Consider the following 12,988-nt stretch of genomic DNA (forward strand, 5'->3'; position numbering starts at 1 on the left):
ATGCTACGGCAACTATTTCCAGTACACAAAAAAAGGAATTTCATATTGTTCTACTCGCAATAACTATTGATTTGTTGAAATGATGGAGCAACTTTTGGCTGTAAATCAGCATTTTTAAGGGTGTTAAGTATGTCTAGGCACCAAATGGGTAAATTAGGATTGAGACTGTAATAGACCCATTGCCCTTGACGTCGATCTTGTAAGAGACCCGAAGAACGCAGTAAGGCTAAATGCCGTGAAATCTTAGGTTGGCTCAGCTGTAATTTTTCAGTCAAATCACAGACACACTGTTCATTATTCCCAAGAACCAACATGACAATGTTGAATCGAGTTTCATCAGCCAAACATTTAAAGAAATTGATTTGATCCATATTTTTACCCACTCAAACATATGGATATATCAATATTCACATATATCCATGAAATTTTTTATTTCAATCGCTGCCCATTTGCATCAATCACTTGTTCACCATCCTCTTTAGTGAAAGCACCTTTTTGTGAGAGGGGCAGAATTTCTAAAACCAGCTCTGACGGACGACTTAAACGAGTTCCTAATTCAGTTACCACGAATGGACGGTTAATCAAAATTGGATACTGAAGCATAAAATCTAAAAGCTGTTCATCCGTCCAATCATCACGTTCTAGTTCTAGCTCAGAATACGGCACAACATTTTTACGGATTGCCTCTCTCACCGTTAAACCTGCATCCGCGATCATTTGAATCAGTTCATTTTTAGGTGGAGGATTGACAAGATACTCAATCACTTCAGGTTCAATATTGGCATTACGGATTAACGCCAATGTATTACGTGATGTACCACATTCAGGGTTGTGATAAATCTTAACTTTTGGAATCGCAGTCATTTACTCAAACTCAATGGAATCTTTATATATATTTATATATGAATAATCATATATATGCAATTCCATATTTCCATATTGAATAAAATTGATTATAAAAAATGACACTGTGATTTCTCATAGTGTCATTGCTCATAAAATGAATTAGTACTTACTTTAAATTAAACCCTTGAATGAACTCCATATTTATCAATCATGATCGAACTGGCTTCATTTAAGCCTCGAACCGTGACATTCACATCATTCTTTTGGAACTTATTGACCACAGAATCAAGCATAGCGACTGATGTTACATCCCAAATATGTGAGTGAGTTAAATCAATAATTACGTCTTTCACATCTTCTTTAAAGTCAAAACCCTGCATAAATTTTTCAGAAGAACTAAAGAAGATCTGACCTCTCAAATCATATAGACGAGCTGTCCCCTCAAAAGAAGCACTGACCTGAATATCATTTTCTAGTTTATTGGCCAAGAATAAAGCTGAAAGCATTACACCTGTTAATACTCCTAACGCTAAGTTATGTGTAGCTACTACTACAATAACTGTTGCAATCATCACGACATTGCTGCTTTTAGGATTGTCCCTCAATTGGGTGACAGAACTCCATTCAAAAGTACTGATTGAAACCATGATCATCACAGCAACCAAGGCGGCCATTGGAATCACTTTCAGCCAATCACTGATAAATACAACAAGAATGAGAAGAAAAATACCCGCTGAGAAAGTCGATAATCGTGTGAGACCACCCGACTTTACGTTAATCATAGATTGACCGATCATGGCACAACCAGCCATACCACCCATGAAGCCAGAGGCGATATTCGCAATACCCTGTCCTTTACATTCCTGATGCTTATCACTTGGCGTATCTGTCATTTCATCGACAATAGTTGCTGTCATCATAGATTCAAGTAAACCTACGGCTGCTAGGGCAACCGAATACGGCAAAATGATCATCAATGTCTCAAGATTTAGAGGGATATTCGGGATCAAGAACATAGGAAGGGTGTCAGGTAATGCTCCCATATCTCCAACAGTCCGTACATCAATTCCTAGGGCTATTACTAATAAGGTAATCACAATGATGCAGACAAGCGGAGAAGGTAATAGCTTTCCTAATTTTGGTATTAAAGGAAATAGATAAATAATCGCTAGACCCAAAGCAACCAATGCATATACATACCAAGTTACATTCATCAGTTCAGGTAGCTGTGCCATAAAAATTAAGATGGCTAAAGCATTTACAAAGCCAATAACGACAGATTTTGATACGAATCGCATTAATTTAGCGAGCTTTAAATAACCTGCTAATATCTGAATAATACCAGTCAAGATTGTTGCAGCAAGTAGATATTCTAGCCCATGCTCCTTGACCAATGTGACCATGAGCAGTGCCATCGCTCCAGTAGCTGCTGAGATCATAGCTGGACGGCCACCAACAAAAGAAATCACGACAGCAATACAAAAGGATGCGTATAGACCTACTTTAGGATCTACACCAGCAATAATTGAAAAAGCGATAGCTTCAGGGATAAGTGCAAGACCGACGACAAGTCCTGCAAGTACATCCCCACGGATGTTAGAGAACCATTGTTCTCGTACATTAGATAACATAAATATAGCCTGTTTTTTAATTTTTTAGATAGGCTAGTGATGTGATATATACAACACACAAGCGACTACACCACATCACTAGACAGTGATGAGTTATTTACTGATTAAAGGGGTAAATAAACTTAAGGTGGCGTAAGTGTCATATAGGAAAAGAGTGTTTAGGTTTTAGAGCACTTAGGGTAGCACAAGAGGTTGAGGATGTGAAATCAACCAACCTTTAAAAAAAACTACTTATTAAGATTAATAACAAAAAAATTAAGATCTGAGTTTTATTAAAAGGCATCATGTGATGCCTTTTATTCAATTTAAAGCTTTAACCGATTGCTGTAAGCCTTGCTGAATATCCTGCACAAAACCCTTACTCTGAGTGAATTTGGTCTTCGTCTTGGCTTTTGATTCAAGTGGAGAATGCTCAGACTCAGCATTCTCATCCACATAAAACTCTTCCACGAAATCTAGTCCCTCCTCAGCATTCACCTCAAATCGTGTATTACCATAACCCTGCCGTGCCATTTGATCTAAAGTAGCCTGATTAAAACCACACAACTTACTTTTCTGGTCAATTTCCTTCGCTGTTTGAATCGCCTCTTGTAAATGAACTCCATCCCGTAAAGTCAAATCCACGTAATACACAGGTGTACGATAGCTTTGTGTCGTAGACTTGCCTCTAAGAGTGAGTTGTAAAGGTAGGCATGAAAGCAAGCCATTCGATGCTGCATGGTAATAACTGAGTCGTGCCGCCAAAGTCCGAATGCTGTTAAAACCTGTGGTTCTAAAGATGAATGTGCCCAGTTCATCGGACTCATCTAAATTGACATGCAGACGCCCATAAGGTTTACAGTTTCCGCCTTGTGCCAATCGACATAAATCAGGAGATGGACAGGGATGATGCTCAACTCCCTGATTGGTTAAGCGCTGACAAGTTTCACCATTACCTACACACACAGGGCGTCCTGTCTGACGATCAAATAAACTGTACTCAGCCCGAAGATTCAATTCAGGATCATTAAAGATCATACACAGGAATCGTTCTAAGTTTTTGATTAGGTGCTTTGGTACGAAGTTGTTCATCTAAAGGGTGCTTGACCCATCCATCTTTACCTTGAATTTGGCTGGTAATGGTAAACTGATCATCCCTTTCAGGCAGACGTTTGCCGTTCTTTTCCACAACTTTACCAATGCTGATTCGCCCTAGAATAGGCGGTGTGATGGCTAAACCTTTAATCATGATGATTTCCTCTATACTTTAAATGTGTTGTGTGGTTAAAAATGAAATGGACATAAAAAATCCCATGCGCTGAGGCATGGGATGTTTAGGTGGGACTTGTATTTTTGCTTGTGAATTTTACTTAGGCTAAATTCATTTCAATCATCATTGCTGTAGATATTGAAGCGCCGTGAACCTGTTTTACTTTGTGGAAATTGCTTCAGATATTCAGGGTGCTGTTTCAATAAAGTCTTGCTGTCTAAGCTGATTGAGTCTTTAGACTTTTTCCACGTCACCGAACCTGTTAAGAATGTTGCTCGTTCTACGTTTTGCATCTTGGCTTGCAGTTGGTGTTTGAGTAGATCGAACTGCTCCTGATGTTTTTCAATTTGGTTACGGGTCTGAATGAGTTGCTCAAACTGTTGATTGGCTTGCTCATCCTCAGATAGATCCGTGGTGCTGAGCGGTACATGTTCTGGATAAAGTAGTTGTAAGGCTTTGGCTGCGGATTCACTGGCATCGGCTTCAGGTGGTGTATCCTTTTCCACACATTCCCAGAAGTAACGCTCCGCATTGATGATGTGCTGAATCACGGATTCTGAACGGGTCACTTTAAAAATTCGGGTTTCATGCCCACAAATCAATACACAAATATGTGCTGCTTTTTTACCTGTCACTGCCAATTGATGTTGTACCTGACACAGCACGTATAAAGGTACACCGTCTCGCCACAATTTGGCTGTTAGTGGCATTGTAAAAATGCCCCCTAACGGCATTTAAAAACTGCCCCCCTTTGTTAATTTAGCGGTCATTTTGGACTGCTCAACATATCAAAGATCACCCGTGCAAAGATGCTGGCCTTCGCCGGATCAGACAACAACTGCATCATCTGTTCCTGATGTGCCGCACTACTGCCAAGAATGGCATCATCCATGGCTTTCGGGAAATCCCCCAGCATGGCCTGTTCGCGGGTATTGTTGGCAATCTGCTTCATCACAATCTCATTTTCCGCCAGTTTGTCACGTACCGTATAGGCATAGTTCAGCATGTCTTTATCGGTCAGGTTATCAGTGATAAAGACATCATTCAGACGCTCAATGATCTGTGACAGGAATTCTTCTTTCTTATCACGTGGCTTGGCTGCACCGAGGTCATTGCCCGGTTCCAGCTTAAAATCTTCGGCATCTTCTTTCAGCTTGATGTCCTGCTGACGGATCTTGGACAAGCGGTAATGGCTCATGCTGACATTACTTAAGTCCACCTCATCATCTTTCGTTGCGGTTTCACGCAGCAATGGACGCAGGTTACGCGCATACAGACTGAGCTTCTCCAGTTCTTTGTCATCGTAGTCCACGATCTGCGACATAAACTCGTAAAAACGAGTAAAGCTTCCCAAGTCTTTTTTAAAGATTTCCAACTTGTCTTTTTCAAGCTTGGCCGCTTTAAAGGCATTGTCGGCATTGGCAATCAGCACCGCATCATTGGTTTTCTTGCAGCGTTCCAGCATGTCTCGGGTGGTGTTATAGGCTTCGATGGCCTGACTATAACGTTTCTGCCAGCGTTCAACCGCGGGTTTGCAAATGTTACTGATCGCAGCATTGGATTTGTTCTTGGTAAAGAAGGCTTCTACAAACTGTTCAACTTCCGTCCACAGAAAAATCTTGGTAGCTTTCAGCTTTTCAAACAAGTCAAAGATCTGATCCGGATTCGAAACATCGGCTAATTCTGCGGTTTGGTAGTAAGGCTGGAAGGCCCCAAGAATGTCTTCAGGATCGTTAAAGAAGTCCAGCACAAAGGTGCCAGATTCCGCCTTACCTGGATAGGTGCGGTTCAGGCGTGATAAGGTCTGTACGCATTCCACACCGCCAAGTTTCTTGTCCACGTACATGGCACACAGTTTCGGTTGGTCAAAGCCAGTCTGGAACTTGTTGGCCACCAGCATCACCTGATAATCATCACTGTCAAAGGCCTTACGCATTTCCCGCCCTTTCAGTCCCGGGTTCATGTTGCGCTCATTAAAGGTCTGCCCGACTAAACCACTGCTGTCGGTATCCTTGTCATTAAACTCAACCTCACCCGAGAATGCGACCATAGCCTGAATGGACTTATAGCCCTGATCCGCCACGTATTTGTCAAAGGCCAGCTTGTAACGCACCGCTTCTTTACGTGAACTGGTCACGACCATGGCTTTAGCCTGCCCACCCAATAAGCCCATCACGTTATTTTTAAAATGTTCGACAATGACTTTCACTTTCTGAGAAATGTTGTGGTCATGCAGGCGCACCCACTGATTCAGTCTGATCTTGGCTTTTTTGGCATCGACCTGTTTGTCGGCTTGTTCAATTTTCTGTTTTAGCTTATACACCACTTTATAGTTGGTATAGTTTTTCAGCACATCCAGAATAAAGCCTTCTTCAATGGCTTGACGCATGGAGTAGACATGAAAAGCTTCTGGCTTGTTCTGCTTGGAGGGTGGTAGCTCAGGATTGGGTACCCGGCCAAACAGTTGCAGGGTTTTGTCTTTCGGTGTCGCGGTAAAGGCATAGTAACTGAGGTTATTACTGCCCTTACGTGCAGCCACCACCGCATCCAGAATATCTTCCGAGGACAGTTCAGCATCCTCTTCGCGCTCTTCCAGCATCAACACTTCTTTGAGTTGTCGTGCCGTAGAGCCGCTTTGTGAAGAATGCGCTTCATCGGCAATCACCGCATAACGTCGCTGTTTCAGATTGGTACTGTTTTCAATCGCACGCAGCACAAAGGGGAAAGTCTGGATGGTCACAATGATAATCGGCTGTGAGGTTTCCAGTGCCTTGGCCAGTTTTTCCGATTTGGAGCCATCGCCTTCTTTGTTATTGATGCGTCCGACCACGCCATCGGCATGTTCAAACTGGTAGATGGTGTCCTGTAGCTGGGCATCCAGAATGGTACGGTCAGTGACCACAATCACCGAATCAAACAGTTTCTGATTGTGTTGATCGTACAGGGTCGACAGCTGATGTGCTGTCCAGGCAATTGAGTTGGACTTGCCTGAACCTGCACTGTGCTGAATCAGATATTTCTGTCCAGTGTCCTCCTCTAATGCGGCATTGATCAGTTTGGTGACCACATTCCACTGGTGGTAACGTGGGAAGATCAGCAGTTCTTTTTTGTACTTGCGGCCTTCCCAGTCTTCTTTTTCTTCAATTTGCAGATGGACAAAACGTCCAATGATATTCAGCAAATTGTCCGGTGTGAGGACTTCATTCCACAGATAGGCGGTGGCGTACTGATTCTGGTCTTCTGGCACATCATTGCCTGCGCCACCGTCATGCGTGCCTTTATTGAATGGCAGGAAGAAAGTATCTTCTCCGGCCAATTGGGTCGCCATATAGACTTCGTATTGACTCACGGCAAAGTGTACCAATGCGCCACGCTTAAACATCAGCAAGGGTTCAGGCTTGTTGGTTTCTGGATCTTTCGGCAAGCGGGTGCGTTTGTACTGCAACATGGCATTCTGCACCGCCTGTTTAAACTCGGACTTGAGTTCCAGTGTTGCCACAGGAAAGCCGTTAATAAACAATACCAAGTCAATACGCCATTTCTTGGCCTGTTTGCCCATGTCCTGTAACTCGGCAGCCGTAGCATACGGGCTATAGACCAACTCTGGCACAATGCGGCAGATGTTCTTTTTGTAATTGGCTAAGGTATCGGGATTTAGCGCATGTTCTGGTTTAAACTGACAGAGGAAAAAACGTGCGCTGCGGGTTTTCACTCCGTGACGCAGCACACCTAAAGTGCCATAGCTACGTGACTGTTCATCAGTGGCATTGATGTCGGCTTTCTTCAGCTGGGCAACCACGGCTTCTAGAAAATGCCGTTCGGTATCTTGCGGAAAGATGCGCTGAAACTTCTGCCAGTCTTGTGCTTGGGTCTGTTGCACAAAATCTAGTACGTCCTGCTCATACAAGGCGGTTTCACGGTTATAGCCTTGTGGCGTACCGAGTTGCCAGCCTTGGGCCAGCATCTGTTGAATGATGTCGTTCTGGAAGATGCTTTCACGGGTCGCGTCCATGATTATTGTTCTCCATCGGCGAGCAAGCGTTGTTTAGCACGTTCCCTCGCAAGGTGTAAGCGCTGTTCCAAGACTTCTTTGGGTGGCAAAACCGTCATATATTCAGCCACATGAATATCCGATTTTTCCAAGTCCAGCAATTCAATTTGTTCATGTTTTTTGGAGGTACAGAAAATAATGCCCAGCGGTGGGTTTTCACCTTCTTCCTGTTCGTATTTGGCCAGCCAGCGTAAATACAGTTCCATCTGGCTTTTATGCGAATGGCGGAATTTTTCAGTTTTCAGGTCAATCGCGACCAGTCGTTTGAGTTTGCGGTTATAAAACAACAGGTCAATGTAGAAATCATCTTCATCGATTTGAATACGCTTCTGGCGGGCAATAAAGCTAAAGCCTGAACCCAGCTCTAAAAGAAACTGCTCAATATCGCGCAAAATGGCATCTTCTAAATCTTTTTCCAGATAGCGGTCATTCAGATCGAGAAAGTCCAGAATATAGGGATCTTTGAGCAAGAGCTGCTGATGTACAACCCCTTGTTCCTTGAGCTGTTGCAGTTCATGCAGAATGGTTTCATCCGGTTTTTTGGAAATCGCGGTACGTTCAAACAGCATTGAACCGATCCGTTCATCCAGCGTTCGCGTAGACCAGCGTTCCTGCACTGCCATGTTGAGATAGAATTCTCGTTTGATGTGGTCATCTATATACATCAGGGTTTTAAGATGCGTCCAGCTTAATTGTCCACGCACTGCATGGACAATGTTGATATCATCAAAAACTTCGGCAAATTTAACATAGTAGTTGAGCTGTGACTTTCCCCAGCCTCGGCCTAATTGCGCTGTCAGAGCTTTGGATAAATTGCCAATGATGTGTTGCCCATATTCTGCCCGTTCGCCTTTGAGGATTTCCTGTCGGATACGTTGTCCCACGTGCCAATACAGCAAGGTCAGTTCGGCATTGACGGCTACGGCTGCACGCTGTTTGGCGGCATGGACAAGTGAAACAATATCTTGGGTCAGTTGTGGCAAAGCTAAGCTCGTTAATGAATGCTCACTCATGCGTTTAACTCCGTGTGTGCCTCAGCAAGCGTTGGCGCTTGCCAGTGACGAACGTCAATTTTGCCGGTGACTGCGGCTGAGATGAGAGCGGTTCGGCGTTCTTGCATTAATGAAATTGCTGATTCGGCTTTATTGATAAGCTTGTCAACTTTCACAACTTCTTCGTTAAGGAAATGGATTATTTCGTTTTGTTCAGACAATGGAGGCACAACAATTTTTACATTTCTTAAGCTGTCAACCCCAACATTCCCTTGAGTATTTGAGTTGATATGCATTTTTATAGCTTGCAAGAATGCTTGTGATTTTAGATAACAAAATAGATATCTACCTGAAGTTCTTTTTATATTCGGTTTAATCGTTACACAAGAGTAGGAAACCAAAAACTCAGCATCGATATCAACATACGAAATTGTTCCTATCGTCGCGTACCTAGCTAAAATAATATCATCTTTCGATGTCTTAATTTTTCTAGACAGTTTTATATAATCACTATAAGCAACTTGCTTACAGCTCTCGAAATCAATCTTGCTTACTAAATCTTGCAAATCACCTGTCATTACATACGGAATACCACTATCAACCGAGTTCGGCATGTAATGATCAATGTCTCCAACAGAGTTGATCACGTAATCAAATTTAATAATTTCCCAATGCTCCGGCACTTCCCCTAACCATTCCATGCCTGAATCTTTCATTTTTACATTAGGCTTTAAACCTTTGGTCACGGCATGGCTAATCACCGCCTGACGTTTTTCTTTCAGCAGTTCAATCAGTTTTTGTTGTTTTTCAATCAGGTGGTCGATTTTGGTGGTTTCGTGGTCGAGGAAGTTGGCAATCTTAATTTGTTCAGAAGTTTTAGTCAGGGGGAGTACTAGGTTTCTTAAAGTACCTAATGAAACAAAGTTTTGAACTCCTCCTTTACCCTCTAGCGAAAATTGTGTTTCACATTCTGTACTATTGAGAAAATAAAATAGAAACTTACTATCTAATTTCTCATTACCAATTGAAGTTTTAAATAATGCTAAATTTTTAATTGCAATTTCAAACTTATCTTCAACTAATACAGGCGAGCCAACTGTGCCAATCATGGGCATCAAAATATCGCCTTTAGAGACTCCTGATCTTTTAATAATATTTGAGTAATCTAACTCTGAAATATGTTTACAGTTGGATAAATCAACTCGACCACCTGTTACATCTTTAGATGTAACTAAAGGATATGTATTGAAATTTGGCTCAACATACGGTGGTGTATCATGTGTTCCATCTCTAACATCAATAAGCATTTTCAGAGAAACTGTTTGCCAATGTTTAGGAATATCTCCTAACCATTCAACACCTGAATCTTTATACTCAGCGTATTTTTGATACTTCGCCATTAAGAATGCACCTCTTGCAGAAGTTCCATAATTTCACGGCTCACCGCATCTAAATCCGCATCAATCTCAGCTAAATCACGTGGTGGCTGGTACACGTAGAAATGACGGTTAAACGGAATTTCATAACCCACAATGCCAATCTCGCCATCTTTTTCATCACGCTTGTCGGCATTGATCCAGGCATCGGCCACATGTGGCTGTACTTCACGTTTAAAGTAATCTTCAATCAGTTCTGTGGTGCTAACCTTTGGATTCAGCGCAATGTTCTCGGCATCACGCAAATCTCCATCCTGCACAAACTCGACCACTTTGCCCTTGTAGCTAAACTGGCCATATAGTGGATTTTCCGCCTGTTTCACGACCTTGTTAATCACTGGTTCTGCTTCCGGATTCTTCCAGGTAATGGCATCTAACAGCTGTTTCTTCTCTTTGGCATCCAGCTTGATGTCGGCCTGCTTGAGGGCTTTTTTCAGCACTTCATCAAACTGGTTGAAATCATCAAACTGCTCAGTGCCAATCACATTCTGTAAGGCTTGGGCTTTTTCCATCAAGGCTTTCTGGAATAGCCAGATTTTGCTGTCCAGTACCTCTTTAATGTCTTTTTCTTTTAGCTCAGGGAATTCCGCTTTAATCAGGGCACGGACCTCAAGGGCAACGTCCTGCAACTGACCATAAGTTTCAGCTGTCCATGCTGTACCAAAGGCTGTGCCCAATTGCGCATCGATACTTTGCATCACGGCATTAAACGGTTTTGGGGCAAAACGTAATGCGGCAATCGCGCTATCCGTGATCTGTACCGATAAACGTAATGGACGTTCAATGGTCACGCGACGATAGCCAAATTCATGACTGTCAAAGATTTTGCTGGCGAATGGTTTTTGCTGTTCGGTTTCGCCATCCTGCGCCAAGGTGTCTACCGCCACAAAGTCACCGTAATTTTGGGTAATGGTGGCAATTTCAGCTTCAGTCAGATAGTTACGTTTTGAACCCAGCGACTTACGCATTTTGGTACTGAGGTTTGAGGCATTGATCAGCTGTACCTTGCCTTTACGTTCAGCGGCTTTTTTATTGCTGAGTACCCAGATATAGGTGGCAATCCCGGTGTTGTAGAACATGTCATTCGGTAAAGCAATAATGGCTTCCAGCAAGTCGGCTTCTAAAATGTAACGACGGATCTCGCTTTCACCACTGCCTGCACTACCGGTAAATAAAGGTGAACCATTCAGGATAATCCCGATGCGGCTGCCGCTCTCGCTACTGCTGGCATCACGCATCTTGCTGATCAGGTGCATCAGGAATAATAGTGAACCATCCGATACCCGTGGCAAGCCTGCACCGAAACGACCATCAAAGCCCTTGTGTTCATGTTCGTCCTTGATGTCCTGTTCGATTTTTTTCCAGTCCACACCAAAAGGTGGGTTAGATAACATATAGTCAAATTTATCTAATGCGAGTTGATCATTCGACAAGGTATTACCAAGTTTGATTCGGCTTACATCCTGACCTTTAATGAGCATGTCGGCTTTACAGATAGCGTAGGATTCTGGATTGAGTTCCTGACCAAAGGCACGCATCACGGCATTCGGGTTCAGCTCATGCAGATATTCCATGCCTGAAGACAGGAAGCCGCCTGTTCCCGCAGTCGGGTCGTAAATGGTACGGATAATGCCGTCTTTGGTCAGCACGTCATCATCTTCCATAAACACCAGTGCCGTGGTCAGACGCACGATGTCACGCGGGGTAAAGTGTTCCCCTGCGGTTTCATTCGAGCCTTCGGCAAAACGACGGATCAGTTCTTCAAACACCAAGCCCATGTCATGGTTGGATACGCTCTTTGGACTCAGATCCGTGGTGGCAAACTTTTGCACGACTTTATACAAAAGGTTGGCATCATCGAGTAAGCCTGCAAATTCGATGAAGTTAAAGTATTCAAAAATCTCACGGGCATCTTTAGAGAAACTTTGCACATAAGTGCTTAAGTTGGCCTTGATATCACTCTGCCCCATTTTGCTAAGATCCATTGGGGAGGTATTAAAGAAGGCTAGACCGTTGGTGGCACGCAGCAATAACTTTTCTTGAGCTTCTTCTGGCAGATTCAGCTTGGAGACTTTTTCATGTTCTGCCAGTACCGCAGCCTTGCTTTCTTCCAGTACACATTCCAAACGACGTAACAAGGTAAATGGCAGAATGATGCGACCGTATTGCGATTGTTTGAAGTCACCACGCAGCAGGTCGGCAACCGACCAGATGAAAGAAGCGATTTGAGAAAAGTTATTGTTGGTCATAGTGGTGAATCAATTCCTGAATTCTTATCTGTGATCAGTATCTGGCGACACTTCGGTTGCTAGAGATAATACTGATAATTTTTTAACTGTTGGATAATATTATATTATTTAAAAAGCAGATTGTTGATTATTCATTTATTGCATGACAGTTAAGCGACAAATTTTGTCGTCTGGTTTCAGATTTTTCTCATAGAAGGTTCATCCACCATAACGCTACAACCCTGCTTTTGAAAGCCGTGCCTATTTATAAGCCCATCTGCTAAACTAGGCTTACATCACCTTTGTTCAAGGAAATTCCAGAATGCTAAACACTCTCGAACAGAAAAAAAAATATATCCAAGCTACGCGCTTGCAGAATTATCAAGCCAGTTTAAAGCTGGAAGGCATTAACTCGTCCTCAACCGCACCGGCATTAAGTAAAGCTCAGATTCTACAGAAATATAAGAAATTCTCACAGACCTCGGAATCGTGATCAGGCTTCCTTATGGATAAATATGGTGAAATGGGTGACAGCATTTACTGTTACCCCGACTC

Annotated in this window: 8 protein-coding genes and 2 pseudogenes; 1 reads left to right on the forward strand and 9 read right to left on the reverse strand. The window is 42.9% G+C overall.

Annotated features, from left to right (window positions below):
* Positions 1-50: 50 nt before the first annotated feature.
* The 9 genes and pseudogenes from B2W49_RS08390 to B2W49_RS08430 all read right to left on the reverse strand — a co-directional run bounded on the left by B2W49_RS08390 (position 51) and on the right by B2W49_RS08430 (position 12,454).
* Positions 51-371 carry a metalloregulator ArsR/SmtB family transcription factor gene (locus B2W49_RS08390; RefSeq protein WP_004644580.1) on the reverse strand — a complete coding sequence of 107 codons (321 nt, stop codon included), beginning with the start codon at positions 369-371 and terminating at the stop codon, positions 51-53.
* 58 nt (positions 372-429) lie between these two features.
* A complete protein-coding gene (gene arsC / locus B2W49_RS08395; RefSeq protein ID WP_291338765.1) occupies positions 430-864 on the reverse strand; it encodes an arsenate reductase (glutaredoxin) in 435 nt (144 codons plus the stop codon).
* Between the two features lie 158 nt (positions 865-1,022).
* The gene (locus B2W49_RS08400; RefSeq protein ID WP_291338766.1) at positions 1,023-2,477 is read right to left on the reverse strand and encodes a SulP family inorganic anion transporter; all 1,455 of its coding nucleotides are present in this window, start codon (positions 2,475-2,477) and stop codon (positions 1,023-1,025) included.
* Positions 2,478-2,777: 300 nt separating this feature from the next.
* Positions 2,778-3,705, reverse strand: a pseudogene (locus B2W49_RS08405) (hydrolase or metal-binding protein).
* Between the two features lie 137 nt (positions 3,706-3,842).
* Positions 3,843-4,424 (reverse strand): annotated as a pseudogene (locus B2W49_RS08410) (YqaJ viral recombinase family protein); the annotation flags it as partial.
* A gap of 68 nt (positions 4,425-4,492) precedes the next feature.
* The gene (locus tag B2W49_RS08415) at positions 4,493-7,744 is read right to left on the reverse strand and encodes a type I restriction endonuclease subunit R (RefSeq protein ID WP_291338772.1); all 3,252 of its coding nucleotides are present in this window, start codon (positions 7,742-7,744) and stop codon (positions 4,493-4,495) included.
* A complete protein-coding gene (locus tag B2W49_RS08420; protein WP_291338767.1) occupies positions 7,741-8,790 on the reverse strand; it encodes a PDDEXK nuclease domain-containing protein in 1,050 nt (349 codons plus the stop codon). The genes B2W49_RS08415 and B2W49_RS08420 overlap by 4 nt, the downstream gene beginning before the upstream one ends.
* A complete protein-coding gene (locus tag B2W49_RS08425) occupies positions 8,787-10,169 on the reverse strand; it encodes a restriction endonuclease subunit S (RefSeq protein WP_291338768.1) in 1,383 nt (460 codons plus the stop codon). The genes B2W49_RS08420 and B2W49_RS08425 overlap by 4 nt, the downstream gene beginning before the upstream one ends.
* On the reverse strand, positions 10,169-12,454 hold the full coding sequence (locus B2W49_RS08430) for a type I restriction-modification system subunit M (RefSeq protein ID WP_291338769.1): 2,286 nt from the start codon (positions 12,452-12,454) through the stop codon (positions 10,169-10,171). Before B2W49_RS08430 ends, B2W49_RS08425 begins: the two co-directional genes overlap by 1 nt.
* A 301-nt stretch (positions 12,455-12,755) precedes the next feature.
* On the opposite strand from B2W49_RS08430, the gene B2W49_RS08435 reads away from it, so the two are divergent.
* Positions 12,756-12,926, forward strand: a complete 171-nt coding sequence (locus tag B2W49_RS08435) for a YhfG family protein (protein ID WP_291338770.1) — start codon at positions 12,756-12,758, stop codon at positions 12,924-12,926.
* Positions 12,927-12,988 lie beyond the last annotated feature (62 nt).

Source organism: Acinetobacter sp. UBA801 (genome assembly GCA_002296655.1).
In the GTDB taxonomy this organism is placed as follows: domain Bacteria; phylum Pseudomonadota; class Gammaproteobacteria; order Pseudomonadales; family Moraxellaceae; genus Acinetobacter.